This is a genomic window from Streptomyces sp. P9-2B-2 (assembly GCF_030406865.1).
Lineage (GTDB): Bacteria > Actinomycetota > Actinomycetes > Streptomycetales > Streptomycetaceae > Streptomyces > Streptomyces platensis.
This window is the reverse complement of the sequence record NZ_CP129126.1, coordinates 4,595,739-4,612,675: the sequence shown is the minus strand read 5'-3', so window position 1 is coordinate 4,612,675 and position 16,937 is coordinate 4,595,739. Positions and strand designations below refer to the sequence as shown.

The following is a 16,937-nucleotide window of genomic DNA, read 5'->3' as shown; positions in this document are numbered from 1 at the left end:
GATTCCCATGGCCGGCGCCACGGTGACCGTCACGGACGACAACTTCGAAGAGGTCGTCCTCAAGAGCGACAAGCCCGTTCTCGTGGACTTCTGGGCCACCTGGTGCGGCCCGTGCCGCCAGATCGCCCCCTCCCTGGAGGCGATTGCCGCCGAGCACGACGGGATCGTCATCGCCAAGCTGAACACCGACGAGAACCCGGCCACCACCGCCAAGTACGGCGTCATGTCGATCCCGACCATGAACGTCTACCAGGGCGGCGAGGTCGTGAAGACCATCGTCGGTGCCAAGCCGAAGGCCGCGATCGAGCGCGACCTGGCGGACTTCCTCGGCTGAGCCACGCCGCCACGTTTCACGGGAAACGGGCCCGTCCCCACGAGGGGGCGGGCCCGTTCTCTGTTTCACGGGAAACATCGGCTCGGCGCTACAGCGGTCGCAGTGCGGGTTCCTTCTGGACAGCTCCCAGCAAGCGGTCGAGCGCCAGCTCCACATCTTCCTTCCACGAGATCGTGGTACGCAGCTCAAGCCGCAGTCGAGGAAAGCGGGGGTGGGGACGCACGGTCTTGAAGCCCACCGCGAGCAGATGATCGGCGGGCAGCACACAGGCCGGCTCACTCCACCGGGCATCTCCGAAGGCCTCGATGGCTTTGAAGCCGCGCTGGATAAGGTCCTTGGCGACCGTCTGGACCATCACCCGCCCCAGCCCCTGCCCTTGATAGCCGGGGATCAGCCACGCCGTCAGCAGCTGCACCGCGTCCGGTGAGACCGGGCTGGTGGGGAAGGCCGTGGAGCGCGGCACATAAGCCGGCGGGGCGTACATCACGAACCCGACCGGCACCTCATCGACATAGACCACCCGCCCACAGGACCCCCACTCCAGCAGTACTGCCGAGATCCAGGCTTCCTTCTCGAGCTCAGGGCGACCCGCTTTTACCGCGGCCTCGCCGCTGACGGGGTCGAGCTCCCAGAAGACACAGGAGCGGCAGCGCTTGGGGAGGTCCGGAAGGTTGTCCAGCGTGAGCGGTACGAGCCGACGGCCCATGAACTCAGGTCCTCGCTTTCCTCGCCTGCCACACCTCGCAGCGCCGTCAGCGCCACCTGCTCTCTGAGCAGACCACCAACGAACCCTCCGACGGCTGCGAGACCGAAGCCCGCTGCCAGCAGTCCGGTGCGGCTCACCGATCGCATGGCCTCTCCTCGGTGTGAGATGTCTCCACATGGATGCGTGCCATACCCGAACGCATCGTATCCACCCTTTACGGGCGCGGGTACCGCAAGAGCGCAAAGGGCGGGCACGTGTTCCGGTAAGGGCTCCGGAACACGGCCCGCCCGGGAGCCGAGATCGTCAGCTCACTCCTCTTCGTCGTTCTCCTCGGCCAGGGACTGGCCCAGGACACGGCCCTCACCCGGGGCGAGGGTGCCGAGAATGCGCTCCAGATCGTCCATCGAGGCGAACTCAACGACGATCTTTCCCTTCTTCTGTCCCAGGTCGACCTTCACCCGGGTCTCGAAGCGGTCGGACAGCCGGGAAGCGAGGCCCGTGAGCGCGGGGGAGACCAGGGTGCCGGCACGCGGCCCCTTGGCCTTGCTCGCGCCCTTGGGGGTCGACCCCATGAGCGTCACGATCTCCTCGACGGAACGGACCGAGAGTCCCTCCGCGACGATGCGGCGCGCCAGGTGGTCCTGCTCCTCCGAGTCCTCCACGGAGAGCAGGGCACGGGCATGGCCCGCGGAGAGCACACCCGCGGCAAGCCGCTTCTGCACAGACGGCGAGAGCTTCAGCAGTCGCAGCGTGTTGGAGACCTGCGGGCGCGAACGCCCGATCCGGTCGGCCAGCTCGTCATGCGTGCACTGGAAGTCCTTCAGCAACTGGTCATAGGCGGCTGCCTCTTCCAGCGGGTTGAGCTGGGCCCGGTGGAGGTTCTCCAGAAGCGCATCGAGCAGCAGCTTCTCGTCGTCCGTGGCCCGGACGATCGCGGGAATCTTCTCCAGTCCGGCCTCACGGCACGCCCGCCAGCGGCGCTCACCCATGATGAGCTCATACCGCCCCGGCCCCGTCTGACGGACCACCACCGGCTGGAGCAGGCCCACCTCCTTGATGGAGGTGACCAACTCGGCCAGGGCGTCCTCGTCGAAGACCTCACGCGGCTGCCGCGGGTTCGGCTTGATCGCGTCCAGCGGCACCTCGGCGAAGTGCGCGCCGGCCACCTCCGAGATACCCGCCGTCTCCGTCGCGGCCGGTGCTTCCGTTTCACGTGAAACACCGTGCGCCGGCAGCGACGTCACCTTGGCGGCCGCCACCCCACGCTCCGGGGCCAGGACCGGTACGGACGACGGTGATGTCGCTCCCTGTCCTGCGGGTCCGGCATGATCCGTGCTCTGCGGTGCTGCGGGGATCAGCGCACCGAGCCCACGGCCCAGGCCTCTACGTCGTTCACTCACTGATTCCCCTCCGAGATGCTGTGCTGTGCTTCATAGTTGACGCTGAGGCCCTGGCCCCCGGTCTGCGGGACCCCGCGCAAGGCGATCTCTCGGGCCGCTTCGAGATAGGACAGCGAGCCGCTGGATCCCGGGTCATAGGTGAGCACCGTCTGCCCATAGCTGGGTGCCTCGGAGATGCGCACCGAGCGGGGGATGCTCGTACGGAGCACCTCATGGCCGAAGTGGCTGCGGACCTCATCGGCGACCTGGGACGCAAGCCGGGTGCGCCCGTCGTACATGGTGAGCAGAATCGTCGAGACATGGAGCTTGGGGTTGAGATGGCCCCGCACCAGATCGACGTTCCGCAGCAGCTGTCCCAGCCCCTCCAGCGCGTAGTACTCGCACTGGATCGGGATCAGCACCTCGGCGCCGGCGACCAGAGCGTTGACCGTCAGCAGGCCGAGGGAGGGCGGGCAGTCGATGAAGATGTAGTCCAGCGGCTGTTCGTACGCCTTGATGGCGCGGTCCAGCCGGCTCTCCCGCGCCACCAGCGAGACCAGCTCGATCTCCGCACCGGCCAGATCGATCGTGGCGGGCGCACAGAACAGGCCCTCCACATCAGCGACCGGCTGCACCACATCGGAGAGGGGCCTGCTGTCCACCAGCACGTCATAGATGGAGGGCACTTCGGAGTGGTGGTCGATACCCAGTGCCGTTGAGGCATTGCCCTGGGGATCGAGGTCGATCACCAGGACCCGGGCACCGTGCAGGGCCAAGGAGGCCGCCAGGTTCACCGTGGTCGTGGTCTTGCCGACCCCGCCCTTCTGGTTGGCAACCACCATGACCCGAGTCTGTTCAGGCCGGGGCAGCCCCTCACCCGCGCGGCCAAGTGCCTCCACCGCAAGCTGAGCTGCACGACCGATCGGGGTGTCGTCCATCGGGGGCGGCGTTTCACGTGAAACGTCGTCCCCGAACGACTCGCTACGGGGACCGGGGACCGGATCGGTCATCGGTCCCGCGATGTTGGCGTCGGACCGCAAGGATTCACTCTCCTCGACATCAGGCTCGCAATGTTCAGAGCCTGCCATGCTTTCGGTGTCGTGAACCAGTGAGGTCCGTTCTCCTGTGGACGAATCCACTTCTGTGGATACTTCGCTGACCCTTGTGGGTCTACGGTCGCGCGGCACGGCGGCCGCACGACCACGGTCGATGATCCCTTGCAGCAGAGAACGACGTTTCACGTGAAACACGATGCCAGCGTCGCGCCTGAATGAGCCGCGACACTCCGTCTTGTGTCGTTTTGATGGCATTTACGGAATTCGCCCGTCCTGCTGTCGCGGAACGGAATCCCCTCATGCCGATGCCGACTTCTCGCGCGCCGGCAGCAGAGCCTCAGCGCCGGCGCCCCCTCGACGCACGGCTCACGCGCGCCGCCTTCGCCCGCTTGGCCGCAAAGCGCACACCGCCGGGGCTCTCGCCCACCTCGACGCGCACCACGGTCGACAGCGGATCCACCACGCCCTCGCCCACATGCACCACCGAGGTCTCCACCACACCGAGCTTGCTCAGTGCCGCCCGAGCCGCCTTGAGCTCCTCCTCAGCGGTATCGCCCTTGAGCGCCAGCATCTCGCCGTAGGGACGGAGCAGCGGCACGCCCCAGCCGGCCAGCCGGTCGAGCGGGGCAACAGCACGCGCCGTCACCACATGCACCTGGGGGAGCTTGCCCATGACCTCTTCGGCCCGCCCGCGCACGACCGTGACATGGTCCAGCCCGAGCAGCTCGACGACCTCCTGAAGGAAGTTCGTACGCCGCAGCAGCGGCTCCAGCAGCGTGATCTTCAGATCCGGGCGCACCAGCGCCAGCGGGATACCGGGCAGTCCGGCCCCCGAGCCCACATCGCAGACCGAGACGCCCTCGGGCACCACCTCGGAGAGCACCGCGCAGTTCAACAGATGCCGCTCCCACAGCCGCGGCACCTCACGCGGGCCGATGAGCCCCCGCCTCACCCCGGCGTCGGCGAGCAGTTCGCCGTACCGCACGGCTTCCGCATAGCGCTCACCGAATACCTCCTCCGCCGCCTTCGGCGCAGGAGGGAGCTCCGCTGCTTCCTCCGTCACGGGAACCGCCCTTCCTCTGGACTGCTACTTCTGCCGGGAACCCGGGTTACGCCCCGGGATAACACAGAACGCTGACAACTTTTGGCCCCGCCTGCGAGCAGACGGGGCCAAAGAAAAACGGGAGCGCTGAGCGGTCAGGCCGGGAGGACGACCACTCGACGCTGCGGCTCCTCGCCCTCGGACTCGCTCCGGAGCCCGGCCGCCGCCACCGCGTCGTGGACGACCTTGCGCTCGAAGGGCGTCATCGGGTCGAGCTTCACCGGCTGTCCGGTGCCCTTCGCCTCCTCCGCCGCCTTCGCGCCGATCTCCGAGAGCTCTTCACGCTTACGCGCCCGGAAGCCGGCGATGTCCAGCATCAGACGGCTGCGGTCACCGGTTTCACGGTGAACGGCCAGCCGGGTCAGCTCCTGAAGGGCCTCCAGCACCTCACCGTCGCGGCCCACCAGCTTCTGGAGATCACGGCTGGTCGAGTCGCTGATGATCGACACCGCGGCGCGGTCGGCCTCGACATCCATGTCAATGTCACCGTCGAGGTCGGCGATGTCCAGCAGACCCTCGAGGTAGTCGGCCGCGATCTCGCCTTCCTGCTCCAGGCGGGTCAGGGTGTCGGTGCCCTTGGTGGCAGGGGTCGTGTCCGTCACGAAAGGACTCCTTCTTACTTCTTGGTCGGGTGCTTGGGGCGCTGCTGGCCCTTGCGCTGTCCGGACTTGGTCGTGCGGGAGCCGGAGGCGCCGCCCTTGCCCTTGCCGTCCTGCGCGTCCGTCTTCTCCAGCGAAGGCTTCTTCGCCGCACCCTCACCGGAGCCCGAGTCATCCGACGCCGATCCGGCACGCGTACGGTTCTGCGCACCGCCGGCCGGAGCACCACCGGTCTGCCGCTTGCTCTTCGTCTGGCGCTTGGGCTGCTGGCGGTTCTGGCGCGCTTCCTCCGCGGCCTGCTTCGCAGCGACCTCGGCCGGCGCCTCGACGATCTTGCCCGCGGCCCGCAGCCGCTCCTGGCGCTCCTCGAAGGCCTTGCTGCCCGGCGTCGGGTTACGACGGATGACGAACATCTGCTGGCCCATGGTCCACACGTTGGTGGTCAGCCAGTAGACGAGAACACCGACGGGGAAGTTGATGCCGAAGACGGCGAACATGATGGGGAAGACGTACATCAGCATCTTCTGCTGCTGCATGAACGGCGTCTTCACCGTGAGGTCGACGTTCTTGGTCATCAGCTGGCGCTGCGTGTAGAACTGCGACGCCGACATCAGGACGATCATGATGATCGTGACCACGCGGACGTCGACCACAGAAGCACCCAGGCTCTGGATCTTCTCCGCGCTGTCCATGAACTTCGCCGCCAGCGGCGCACCGAAGATGTGGGCCTTCTGCGCGCTCTCCAGAAGCGGCTGGTCGATGACACCGACCACCTTGTTCTGGGCGATGTGGTTCAGGACCTGGTACAGCGAGATGAAGAACGGCGACTGGGCCAGAATCGGGAGACAGCTCGAGAGCGGGTTGGTGCCCGTCTCCTTGTAGAGCTTCATCATCTCTTCGGACTGGCGCTGCTTGTCGCTCTTGTAGCGCTCCTGGATCGCCTTCATCTTCGGCTGAAGCGCCTGCATGTTCCGCGTCGACTTGATCTGCTTCACGAAGAGCGGGATCAGGCAGATACGGATCAGCACCACCAGCGAGACGATGGACAGACCCCACGCCGCGCCACTGTCCTTGTCAAAGATGAGGCCATAGAACGAGTGGAACTGGACGATGATCCAGGAAACAGCGATATAGAGGGGACTGAGGATCGTGTCCACGAATCAGGCTCCTTGGACGTTGGGCTGAGTCTCGGGCTGGGCGACAGGCTCAGGGACGGTGGGCCCGCCCAGGCGGCTCCTCAGCCGCTGATGCCAAACCGGACGCTTCCGGGGAGGGACGTGGTCGACGCCCCCGAGCGACCACGGATTGCACCGCAGGATGCGCCAGGCTGTCAGCGCAGTCCCTTTCACCGCGCCGTGCCGGTCGATGGCCGTGTAGCCATAGTGCGAGCACGACGGGTAGTACTTGCAGACCGGTCCCAGCAGGGGGCTGATGGTCCACTGATAAATCTTGATCAAAAGCAGCAGCGGGTACTTCACTGTGCGCTCCCTCCCGGGTCCCGTCCGGGGTTCCGGGGGCCCGCGGGGCAGCTGCTGTCGGTCGCAGCCCCCGGGGGATTGCAGCCTCTCGGCGCCCCTCCCAGCAGCCGCTCGAAGGCGGCGTCCAGGTCGCGGGCCAGCTGATCGTGATCCGCGTCACCCGCACCGGGCAGGGCCCGTACGACAACCAGGCTACCGGCGGGCAGCCGGTCCAGCCGATCGCGCACGAGATGACGGAGTCTGCGCTTGACCTTGCTGCGCACGACAGCGTTACCCACTGCCTTGCTCACGACGAAACCCGCACGTGCCGGGGAAACACTTTCCCCCGACCCGTGCGGGTCCGTTGAACCGCTGCGAAGATGAACGACAAGGAGCGGGCGCCCGGCCCTGCGTCCCCGGCGTACCGCGGTCGCAAAGTCCTCGCGCCGCCTCAGCCGATACTCGGTAGGCAGCACGTCATGGACCTAGGTTGCTGCTCAGGCCGACAGGCGGGCGCGACCCTTGCCACGGCGGGACGCGAGGATCGCGCGGCCGGCACGGGTCCGCATGCGCAGACGGAAACCGTGGGTCTTCGCGCGACGGCGGTTGTTCGGCTGGAAGGTGCGCTTGCTCACTCGGGGGCTCCAGGAATACTTGTTGTCTCAGGAGAGACAGATGTGGGGCGTCGACTGGCTGTCACCGTGCGCCCACGAGTAGCTCGCAACGCCTAAGTGCACCGCTACACGATCACTTCGAGCGTGATCTTTGCCCATCGGAGGCAGGCGGCAGCAGCCATCGACAACTCGACCTGGTCACGGTACGCGCGGCTACGCCATCCGGTCAAACCGGCTCCTCGGCATCGCCCACCGACCCCTTGTCAGGACACACTATGCACAGCCTGTGGACAACAACTTGAATCCCCAGGCCCGCCCTGACTACCGTGGCTGAACTTCGATTCCTTCCCGCCCGTCCTGAGAATCACACATTCGTGGACTGCTGAGAGAGCGTGCCCTGTGGCTGATGTACCTGCCGATCTTGCCGCAGTGTGGCCCCGCGTGCTCGATCACCTCCTTCGTGCGGAGGCCGACGGCATCAAGCCCACGCACCAGGACTGGCTCAGGCGCACCCAGCCACTGGCGCTGGTCGCCGACACCGCGCTGCTCGCCGTGCCCAATGAACGCGCCAAGACCGTGCTCGAGGGCCAGCTGGCGCCACTGATCGGCGAGGCCCTCAGCCATGAGTGCGGCCGCCCGATCCGGATCGCGATCACCGTGGACGACTCCGCCGAGGAGCCTCCGGCGCAGTCCACGCCGCCGGCGCCTCAGCACCAGTCGTCCCAGCAGCACCACCAGCAGACACATCAGTCTCAGCAGCAGCACGATGCGTACGACGGCTACGAAGCCCGGCACGAGTCCCGGCACGACAGCCGGCAGGGTTACGGGCGCCAGGGCGAGGACCTGCCCGGCGTCCGGCCCGCCTACCCGGACTATCAGCAGCCCCGGCACGAGCCCGGCGGCTGGCCGCAGATGGGCGGGGCCCCGGGTCCGCGCGACGACTACGGCTGGCAGCAGCAGCACCTCGGCGGCTACCCCGAGCGTGACCCGTACGCCTCCCCGTCGTCCCATGTCTCGCAGCATCAGCAGCGGCAGAACGACTACCGTCCGCAGGCGCCCGACCGCAACGGTCCGCCGCAGCACTCCGACGGTCCGCGCTCCCCGTACGACCAGCCGCGCCGCGACCTCTCCGAGCACCAGCCCGGTGGGCACGGCCGCTCGGGCAACCCCGGGTCCGGCCCCGGCGCCATGCTTCCCGCGCCCAGCGGTGCGCCCGGTCCGCTCGCCGCGCAGCCCGCGCCGGCGACCGGCCCCGGTGAGCCGACCGCGCGGCTGAACCCGAAGTACCTCTTCGACACCTTCGTCATCGGTGCCTCGAACCGCTTCGCGCACGCCGCCGCGGTGGCCGTCGCCGAGGCGCCGGCCAAGGCGTACAACCCGCTGTTCATCTACGGGGAATCGGGGCTGGGCAAGACCCACCTGCTGCACGCGATCGGGCACTACGCGCGGAGCCTGTATCCGGGCACCCGGGTGCGGTATGTGAGCTCGGAGGAGTTCACCAACGAGTTCATCAACTCCATCCGCGACGGCAAGGCGGACGCGTTCCGCAAGCGCTACCGCGACATGGACATCCTGCTGGTCGACGACATCCAGTTCCTGGCGAGCAAGGAGTCGACGCAGGAGGAGTTCTTCCACACCTTCAATACGCTGCACAACGCGAACAAGCAGATCGTGCTCTCCAGTGACCGGCCGCCCAAGCAGCTGGTCACCCTGGAGGACCGGCTGCGCAACCGCTTCGAGTGGGGTCTGATCACCGACGTCCAGCCGCCCGAGCTGGAGACCCGGATCGCGATCCTCCGCAAGAAGGCGGTCCAGGAGCAGCTGAACGCGCCGCCGGAGGTGCTGGAGTTCATCGCGTCCCGGATCTCGCGGAACATCCGTGAGCTGGAGGGCGCGCTGATCCGGGTCACGGCGTTCGCCTCGCTCAACCGGCAGCCGGTGGACCTGGGGCTGACCGAGATCGTGCTGAAGGATCTGATCCCCGGCGGCGAGGATGCCGCGCCGGAGATCACCGCGACCGCGATCATGGCCTCCACCGCGGACTACTTCGGGCTGACCATCGACGACCTGTGCGGCTCCTCGCGCAGCCGGGTCCTGGTGACCGCCCGCCAGATCGCCATGTATCTGTGCCGCGAGCTGACCGACCTCTCGCTGCCGAAGATCGGCGCGCAGTTCGGCGGCCGGGACCATACGACCGTGATGCACGCCGACCGCAAGATCCGCGCGCTGATGGCCGAGCGGCGGTCGATCTACAACCAGGTCACCGAGCTGACCAACCGCATCAAGAACGGCTGAGGCCGGCCCACAGGACGCCCAGGGCGCTCCGGGATCCGCTCCCGGAGCGCCCTTCGTCGTACGGGGACCGCCGACCGGCGAGCGCCCCGGCCGCACCGCCTCTCCCGGCTGCTCCCCGCTCCCTCCGCCTCTCTCTGCGGCATCCTGCGCGCTCCCGTCGAGCGCGTCCGATCGCGGAACGCACCTCTCCCGGACCCGCTTTGAGGCACCCGACCCACCACTCCGAGACGCCCCGACGCCATCCAAAACCTGTGGAGCGCGCCTGCTGTGTTCGATTCCGCGGCGGGACACGGCCTCTCTCCACAGATTGGGCAAGAATCTTCCGTCCACATCCTGGGGAGGGGAAAGTTATCCCTGTGGGATCCACAGGCCGGTGTACTGACGGGGCATCGGAGGAGGTCAGCCGCATGTGGATTTGTGGCCAACCTTCTTCCACAGGGTGTGGACAGAGGATTCGTCCACAGGGCGGCCGACGTCTTGTCCACCGCCCGCCCACAGGCAAGCAGCTGTTGTCCCCAGCGATCCGCAGCTTCTCCACACCGCTGTCCACTGTTCGGCAACACGACACCCGCCCTCACCGGGCCGAGTGAAAGCCGTCACACCAAGGTGGTCGGTTGGGCTGTGGGGAACGTGGGTAAAGCTGGGGATGGCACTGGGGAGAAGTACCTGTCTCCTGTGCATCGGGTGTGCAGAACTTTCGGCGGTCCACAGAACCGCCCGCTTATCCACGGCCTCCACCCACAGGGGCGGTGGACAAAAAATCCGCGTTGACCTGCGCAAAAGCGGTTGTCCACGGTTTCCACAGCCCCTACTACTACGACCACGGATATCTACCGGGGAACTCGTTCGGAAACGGGGCCTGTGCACAACTTGGCCGCCGGGTGTCCGCCCTCGGCCGAGTCGACTTGACCCCGAGCCGCACCGACTGCCGGTGGCGTGCGTCAGACTGGTCTCCGGCAACCCAGCCGACGACGAAGGCCAGCAGGGCGAAAAGCCAGCAACAGCAGGAGGCGGTTTCCGGTGAAGATCCGGGTGGAGCGCGATGTACTCGCGGAGGCAGTGGCCTGGGCGGCCAAGAGCCTCCCGGCCCGTCCGCCGGTGCCCGTCCTCGCGGGCCTGCTGCTGAAGACGGAGGACGGCACGCTGAGCCTCTCCGGCTTCGACTACGAGGTCTCCGCACGGGTCTCGGTGGACGCGGAGGTGGAAGAGGAGGGCACGGTCCTCGTCTCCGGCCGGCTGCTCGCCGACATCTGCCGTGCGCTCCCCAACCGCCCGGTGGAGATTTCCACCGACGGTGTACGGGTCACCGTCGTCTGCGGCTCCTCGCGGTTCACCCTCCACACCCTTCCGGTGGAGGAGTACCCGTCCCTGCCGACCATGCCCACCGCCACCGGCACCGTCCCCGGTGAGGTCTTCGCCGCTGCCGCCGCCCAGGTAGCCATCGCCGCCGGCCGTGACGACACCCTTCCGGTGCTCACCGGCGTACGCATCGAGATCGAGGGCGACACGGTCACCCTGGCCTCCACCGACCGCTACCGCTTCGCCGTGCGTGAGTTCCTGTGGAAGCCGGAGAGCCCGGACGCCTCCGCGGTCGCGCTGGTCCCCGCCAAGACGCTGCTGGACACCGCCAAGTCCCTGAGCAGCGGCGACACTGTCACGCTGGCGCTGTCCGGCTCGGGCCAGGGCGAGGGCTTGATCGGTTTCGAGGGTGCCGGGCGCCGGACGACGACCCGTCTGCTGGAAGGCGACCTGCCGAAGTACCGCACGCTCTTCCCGACCGAGTTCAATTCGGTCGCCGTGATCGAGACCGCCCCGTTCGTCGAGGCCGTCAAGCGTGTGGCCCTGGTGGCCGAGCGGAACACCCCGGTCCGGCTGAGCTTCGAGCAGGGTGTGCTGATCCTGGAGGCCGGCTCCAGCGACGATGCACAGGCTGTGGAGAGGGTCGACGCGGATCTGGACGGCGACGACATCTCGATCGCCTTCAACCCCGGCTTCCTCCTGGAGGGCCTGTCGGCCATCGACTCCCCCGTGGCGCAGCTGTCCTTCACGACCTCGACCAAGCCCGCGCTGCTGAGCGGCCGGCCGGCCAAGGACGCCGAGGCGGACGACGCGTACAAGTACCTGATCATGCCGGTGCGCCTGTCGGGCTGACGGCCGGGAGAGCGCGGGCCACGCGGGTGGCGGTCCACCGGTCCGTCCGGTAGGCCGCCACCGCACAACGGCCCAGGCCACGGGCCTTGTGGCGACCGGCGGACCGGGCCCTGATGAGCGGCTGAGCCCACAGGTGTGCGCGGACCTGCGGGCGTAGGCTCGGTCCCGGGTACACCAGCAACGTCTACGTGCAAAGAGGGTCTCTGATGGAGCTCGGTCTCGTCGGTCTCGGCAAGATGGGCGGCAATATGCGTGAGCGCATTCGCCGCGCCGGCCACACCGTCATCGGATTCGACCGCAACCCGGACCTGGCGGATGTCAACAGCCTCCAGGGGCTTGTGGACAAGCTCAAGGGTCGGCGGGTGGTCTGGGTCATGGTGCCGGCCGGTGCCGCCACCCAGTCCACGATCGACGAGCTGGCCGAGCTGCTCTCGCCGGGCGACATCGTCGTGGACGGCGGCAACTCCCGCTGGACCGACGACGAGAAGCACGCCGAGGAGCTGAAGGCCAAGGGCATCGGCTTCGTCGACTGCGGTGTCTCCGGCGGAGTCTGGGGCCTGGAGAACGGCTACGCCCTGATGTACGGCGGCGACAAGGACGATGTCGCCAAGGTGCAGCCGATCTTCGACGCGCTCAAGCCCGAGGGCGACTTCGGTTCGGTGCACGCCGGCAAGGTCGGCGCCGGCCACTTCGCGAAGATGGTCCACAACGGCATCGAGTACGCGATGATGCAGGCCTTCGCCGAGGGCTGGGAGCTGCTGGAGAAGGTCGACTCCGTCACGGACGTCCGCGAGATCTTCCGCTCCTGGCAGGAGGGCACGGTCATCCGTTCCTGGCTGCTCGACCTGGCCGTCAACGCGCTCGACGACGACGAGCACCTGGAGAAGCTGCGCGGCTTCGCCGCCGACTCCGGTGAGGGCCGCTGGACGGTCGAGGCCGCGATCGACAACGCCGTGCCGCTGCCCGCGATCACGGCCTCGCTCTTCGCGCGGTTCGCGTCCCGTCAGGACGACTCCCCGCAGATGAAGATGATCGCCGCGCTGCGCAACCAGTTCGGTGGCCACGCGGTCGAGAGCAAGAAGTAGCGGACACCGCTCACACCGCAGTAACCAGAAGCAGCAGTCAGCCACAGTAAGAAGCAGCCGGGGGAGGTCGGCGCCCAGCCATGCACGTATCGCATCTGTCCCTCGCCGACTTCCGCTCGTACGCCCGGGTCGAGGTGCCGCTCGATCCGGGCGTCACGGCCTTCGTGGGCCCCAACGGGCAGGGCAAGACCAATCTGGTCGAGGCGGTCGGCTATCTCGCCACGCTCGGCAGCCACCGGGTCTCCTCGGATGCCCCGCTGGTGCGGATGGGCGCGGAACGGGCCATCGTCCGGGCCGCGGTCGTTCAGGGCGAGCGGCAGCAGCTGATCGAGCTGGAGCTCAACCCGGGCAAGGCGAACCGCGCCAGGATCAACAGGTCTTCTCAGGTCAGGCCGCGGGACGTACTCGGGATCGTGCGGACGGTGCTGTTCGCGCCGGAGGATCTGGCGCTGGTCAAGGGCGATCCGGGGGAGCGCCGGCGGTTCCTGGACGAGCTGATCACCGCGCGCTCGCCGCGGATGGCCGGGGTGCGCTCGGACTACGACCGGGTCCTCAAGCAGCGCAACACCCTGTTGAAAACCGCCGCGTTGGCGCGGCGGCACGGCGGCCGGCAGATGGATCTGTCCACCCTCGACGTGTGGGACCAGCATCTGGCCCGCGCGGGCGCCGAACTGCTGGCGCAGCGGCTCGATCTGATCGCCACGCTGCGCCCGCTCGCGGACAAGGCCTACGACCAACTGGCGCCGGGCGGCGGTCCGCTGGCGCTGGAGTACCGCGGTTCGGCGGGCGAGGCGATGGCCGACGCCACCACCCGCGAGGACCTGTACGGCGTGCTGCTGGCGGCGCTCGGCGAGGCCCGTAAGGGAGAGATCGAGCGCGGGGTGACGCTGGTCGGCCCGCACCGCGACGATCTGGTGCTCAAGCTGGGCCAGCTCCCGGCGAAGGGCTACGCCAGCCATGGCGAGTCCTGGTCGTACGCGCTGGCGTTGCGGCTGGCCTCGTACGACCTGCTGCGGGCGGAGGGCAACGAGCCGGTGCTGGTGCTGGACGATGTCTTCGCCGAGCTGGACGCGCGCCGTCGTGAGCGGCTGGCGGAGCTGGTGGCCCCGGGCGAGCAGGTGCTGGTGACGGCCGCGGTGGACGACGATGTGCCGGGCATCCTGACCGGGGCGCGCTACGCGGTGGCCGACGGCGCCGTGGAGAAGGTGACCCCGTGAGCGAGGAGCAGCCCGAGCGGCCGAAGGCACCGGAACTCTCCGGGGTGGATCTGGCCCGTCAGGCGCTGGTGGCCGCGAAGGAGCAGGCGCGGGCGCGGGGCGCGGCCGCGCAGCAGAAGAAGCAGGCCAGGCGCGGCGGCCTGCGCTCGGGGGCGCGCGCGGACGGCCGCGATCCGCTGCCGCTCGGTGCGGCGATCAACCGGCTGATCACGGAGCGCGGCTGGGAGACCCCGGCGGCGGTCGGCGGGGTGATGGGGCGCTGGCCGCAGCTGGTCGGGCCCGAGGTGGCGCAGCACTGTGAGCCGCAGAAGTACGACGAGGACGCCCGCGTGCTGACGGTGCAGTGCGATTCGACGGCGTGGGCGACGCAGCTGCGGCTGCTGGCCCCGACGCTGGTGGCCCGCCTCAACGAGGACCTGGGGCACGGCACCGTAAAGGTGATCAAGGTGCTGGGCCCCGGTGGTCCGGCACGGCGCTACGGATCGCTGCGCGCACCGGGCAGCAAGGGCCCCGGCGACACCTACGGATGAGCCCCCGCCCCCATGGGTGACCTGCGCAAGACGCCTGTATACGGGTGAGGCGGATGAGACTCCGCTCACGGTAGCCGCCGGTTGACAGTCCGAAGCGCTGAGTGCCCGCGTGAGCGCCCTGAGGCCCCTTCTCGGATATGGGGAGTCGGCGGACGCCAGTTCAGGGCGGCACATGACGACTCAGGTACCTGCAAACCCCCATGAGTGTCAGTGCCACCGGTACACTGGTAGCAATCCCGCCCACTCGCGGAACATGTCGAACGACGCAGCCGCTCCCGCCTGTCCTCCTGGGGTGACCCTTACAGGCGCGGAAGGGCTTGTGCTGTGCCAGAAAGGGCGCTTCGTGGCCGACTCCGGCGACCTCAACGAGAACAACACGGCTTCTACTGAAGAGGGGGTTCCTGTCGGTCCGACGGGCGACTCCGCGGTGGAGAAGTCGTACGACGCCAGCGCGATCACCGTCCTCGAAGGCCTGGACGCGGTCCGCAAGCGTCCCGGCATGTACATCGGCTCCACCGGTGAGCGCGGTCTGCACCACCTCGTACAGGAGGTCGTCGACAACTCCGTCGACGAGGCGCTGGCCGGTCACGCCGACACCATCGACGTGACGATCCTGGCCGACGGCGGCGTGCGCGTCGTCGACAACGGCCGCGGTATCCCCGTCGGCATCGTGCCGTCGGAGAACAAGCCGGCCGTCGAGGTCGTGATGACGGTGCTGCACGCGGGCGGCAAGTTCGGCGGCGGCGGCTACGCGGTCTCCGGTGGTCTGCACGGCGTGGGTGTGTCCGTCGTGAACGCGCTGTCGCAGCGGGTGGCGGTCGAGGTCCGCACGGACGGCTACCGCTGGACCCAGGAGTACAAGCAGGGCGTGCCGACCGCCCCGCTGGCCCAGCACGAGGCCACCGAAGAGTCCGGCACCGCGGTCACCTTCTGGGCCGACGGCGAGATCTTCGAGACCACCACGTACAGCTTCGAGACGCTGTCGCGGCGCTTCCAGGAGATGGCGTTCCTCAACAAGGGACTGACCATCTCGCTCAAGGACGAGCGCCCGGACCACGTGGACGAGGACGGCAAGCCGCTCTCGGTGCGGTACCACTACGAGGGCGGCATCGTCGACTTCGTGAAGTACCTCAACTCCCGCAAGGGCGAGCTGGTGCACCCGACGGTGGTCTCGGTGGAGGCCGAGGACAGGGAGCGGCACCTCTCCGTCGACCTCGCGATGCAGTGGAACACCCAGTACAGCGAGGGTGTCTACAGCTTCGCGAACATCATCCACACCCATGAGGGCGGTACCCACGAGGAGGGCTTCCGCGCCGCGCTGACCGGTCTGATCAACCGTTATGCGCGCGACAAGAAGCTGCTGCGCGAGAAGGACGACAACCTCACGGGTGAGGACATCCGCGAGGGTCTGACGGCGATCATCTCGGTCAAGCTCGCCGAGCCGCAGTTCGAGGGCCAGACGAAGACCAAGCTGGGCAACACCGAGGTCAAGACCTTCGTTCAGAAGGTGGTGCACGAGCACCTCAACGACTGGCTGGACCGCAACCCCAACGAGGCCGCGGACATCATCCGCAAGGGCATCCAGGCGGCCACCGCGCGCGTGGCGGCCCGTAAGGCGCGCGATCTGACGCGCCGCAAGGGTCTGCTGGAGACCGCGTCGCTGCCCGGCAAGCTGAGCGACTGCCAGTCCAACGACCCCACCAAGTGCGAGATCTTCATCGTCGAGGGTGACTCCGCCGGCGGCTCGGCCAAGTCCGGCCGTAACCCGGAGTACCAGGCGATCCTGCCGATCCGAGGCAAGATCCTCAACGTCGAGAAGGCCCGGGTCGACAAGATCCTCCAGAACAACGAGGTCCAGGCGCTGATCTCGGCGTTCGGCACGGGTGTGCACGAGGACTTCGACATCGAGAAGCTCCGCTATCACAAGATCATCCTGATGGCGGACGCCGACGTCGACGGGCAGCACATCAACACCCTGCTGCTCACCTTCCTCTTCCGCTTCATGCGGCCGCTGGTCGAGGCCGGGCACGTCTACCTCTCCCGCCCGCCGCTGTACAAGATCAAGTGGGGTCGGGACGACTTCGAGTACGCCTACTCCGACCCGGAGCGGGACGCGCTGATCGAGCTCGGCAAGCAGAACGGCAAGCGGATCCGCGAGGACTCGATCCAGCGGTTCAAGGGTCTCGGTGAGATGAACGCCGAGGAGCTGCGCATCACGACCATGGACACCGACCACCGGGTCCTCGGTCAGGTCTCCCTGGACGACGCGGCCCGCGCGGACGACCTGTTCTCCGTGCTGATGGGCGAGGACGTCGAGGCACGCCGCTCGTTCATCCAGCGCAACGCCAAGGACGTCCGCTTCCTCGACATCTGAGCCCTGTCGGCCCGTACAACAGCCGCAGCTCGAAAGGAC

Annotated in this window: 16 protein-coding genes; 7 read left to right on the top strand and 9 right to left on the bottom strand. The window is 68.0% G+C overall.

Annotation, left to right across the window (positions count from 1 at the left end; genetic code table 11):
• The first annotated feature begins 7 nt into the window (after positions 1-7).
• Positions 8-334 carry a thioredoxin gene (gene trxA / locus QT196_RS20130; RefSeq protein WP_042150984.1) on the top strand — a complete coding sequence of 109 codons (327 nt, stop codon included), beginning with the start codon at positions 8-10 and terminating at the stop codon, positions 332-334.
• Positions 335-422: 88 nt separating this feature from the next.
• Here trxA and QT196_RS20125 read toward each other — a convergent pair whose 3' ends face one another.
• The 9 genes from QT196_RS20125 to rpmH form a co-directional block, all read right to left on the bottom strand.
• Complete coding sequence (locus tag QT196_RS20125) at positions 423-1,040, bottom strand: GNAT family N-acetyltransferase (RefSeq protein WP_030075726.1); 618 nt, start codon at positions 1,038-1,040, stop codon at positions 423-425.
• Positions 1,041-1,348: 308 nt separating this feature from the next.
• A complete protein-coding gene (locus QT196_RS20120; protein ID WP_168480410.1) occupies positions 1,349-2,440 on the bottom strand; it encodes a ParB/RepB/Spo0J family partition protein in 1,092 nt (363 codons plus the stop codon).
• On the bottom strand, positions 2,437-3,507 hold the full coding sequence (locus QT196_RS20115) for an AAA family ATPase (protein WP_290355350.1): 1,071 nt from the start codon (positions 3,505-3,507) through the stop codon (positions 2,437-2,439). Before QT196_RS20115 ends, QT196_RS20120 begins: the two co-directional genes overlap by 4 nt.
• A 304-nt stretch (positions 3,508-3,811) precedes the next feature.
• Positions 3,812-4,537: a 16S rRNA (guanine(527)-N(7))-methyltransferase RsmG gene (gene rsmG, locus QT196_RS20110; protein ID WP_168480409.1), complete on the bottom strand. Its 726-nt coding sequence runs from the start codon at positions 4,535-4,537 to the stop codon at positions 3,812-3,814.
• Positions 4,538-4,671: 134 nt separating this feature from the next.
• Complete coding sequence (locus QT196_RS20105) at positions 4,672-5,178, bottom strand: R3H domain-containing nucleic acid-binding protein (protein WP_085923686.1); 507 nt, start codon at positions 5,176-5,178, stop codon at positions 4,672-4,674.
• A gap of 14 nt (positions 5,179-5,192) precedes the next feature.
• A complete protein-coding gene (gene yidC / locus QT196_RS20100; RefSeq protein WP_168480408.1) occupies positions 5,193-6,332 on the bottom strand; it encodes a membrane protein insertase YidC in 1,140 nt (379 codons plus the stop codon).
• A 3-nt stretch (positions 6,333-6,335) separates the two neighbouring features.
• Positions 6,336-6,653, bottom strand: a complete 318-nt coding sequence (gene yidD, locus QT196_RS20095; protein ID WP_042150996.1) for a membrane protein insertion efficiency factor YidD — start codon at positions 6,651-6,653, stop codon at positions 6,336-6,338.
• Positions 6,650-7,108: a ribonuclease P protein component gene (gene rnpA / locus QT196_RS20090; protein WP_168480407.1), complete on the bottom strand. Its 459-nt coding sequence runs from the start codon at positions 7,106-7,108 to the stop codon at positions 6,650-6,652. The genes yidD and rnpA overlap by 4 nt, the downstream gene beginning before the upstream one ends.
• A gap of 21 nt (positions 7,109-7,129) precedes the next feature.
• The gene (gene rpmH, locus QT196_RS20085) at positions 7,130-7,267 is read right to left on the bottom strand and encodes a 50S ribosomal protein L34 (protein ID WP_003949374.1); all 138 of its coding nucleotides are present in this window, start codon (positions 7,265-7,267) and stop codon (positions 7,130-7,132) included.
• Between the two features lie 378 nt (positions 7,268-7,645).
• Here rpmH and dnaA point away from each other — a divergent pair, with 378 nt between their 5' ends.
• The 6 genes from dnaA (at position 7,646) to gyrB (ending at position 16,898) form a co-directional block, all read left to right on the top strand.
• On the top strand, positions 7,646-9,541 hold the full coding sequence (gene dnaA / locus QT196_RS20080) for a chromosomal replication initiator protein DnaA (protein WP_168480406.1): 1,896 nt from the start codon (positions 7,646-7,648) through the stop codon (positions 9,539-9,541).
• Between the two features lie 1,020 nt (positions 9,542-10,561).
• The gene (gene dnaN, locus QT196_RS20075; RefSeq protein WP_018092092.1) at positions 10,562-11,692 is read left to right on the top strand and encodes a DNA polymerase III subunit beta; all 1,131 of its coding nucleotides are present in this window, start codon (positions 10,562-10,564) and stop codon (positions 11,690-11,692) included.
• 206 nt (positions 11,693-11,898) lie between these two features.
• Positions 11,899-12,777: a phosphogluconate dehydrogenase (NAD(+)-dependent, decarboxylating) gene (gnd, locus tag QT196_RS20070; RefSeq protein WP_290355348.1), complete on the top strand. Its 879-nt coding sequence runs from the start codon at positions 11,899-11,901 to the stop codon at positions 12,775-12,777.
• A gap of 80 nt (positions 12,778-12,857) precedes the next feature.
• Positions 12,858-13,994 carry a DNA replication/repair protein RecF gene (gene recF / locus QT196_RS20065; RefSeq protein ID WP_168480405.1) on the top strand — a complete coding sequence of 379 codons (1,137 nt, stop codon included), beginning with the start codon at positions 12,858-12,860 and terminating at the stop codon, positions 13,992-13,994.
• Positions 13,991-14,524, top strand: coding sequence for a DciA family protein (locus QT196_RS20060; protein WP_042151016.1), 534 nt, complete (start codon positions 13,991-13,993; stop codon positions 14,522-14,524). Before recF ends, QT196_RS20060 begins: the two co-directional genes overlap by 4 nt.
• Before the next feature lie 319 nt (positions 14,525-14,843).
• Complete coding sequence (gene gyrB / locus QT196_RS20055) at positions 14,844-16,898, top strand: DNA topoisomerase (ATP-hydrolyzing) subunit B (protein ID WP_168480404.1); 2,055 nt, start codon at positions 14,844-14,846, stop codon at positions 16,896-16,898.
• The last annotated feature ends 39 nt before the right edge of the window (positions 16,899-16,937 follow it).

Coding starts and splice junctions, on each gene's coding strand:
- trxA (WP_042150984.1), top strand. CDS start 8: ATGGCCGGCGCCACGGTGACCGTCACGGACGACAACTTCGAAGAGGTC.
- QT196_RS20125 (WP_030075726.1), bottom strand. CDS start 1,040: ATGGGCCGTCGGCTCGTACCGCTCACGCTGGACAACCTTCCGGACCTC.
- QT196_RS20115 (WP_290355350.1), bottom strand. CDS start 3,507: ATGGCAGGCTCTGAACATTGCGAGCCTGATGTCGAGGAGAGTGAATCC.
- gnd (WP_290355348.1), top strand. CDS start 11,899: ATGGAGCTCGGTCTCGTCGGTCTCGGCAAGATGGGCGGCAATATGCGT.
- recF (WP_168480405.1), top strand. CDS start 12,858: ATGCACGTATCGCATCTGTCCCTCGCCGACTTCCGCTCGTACGCCCGG.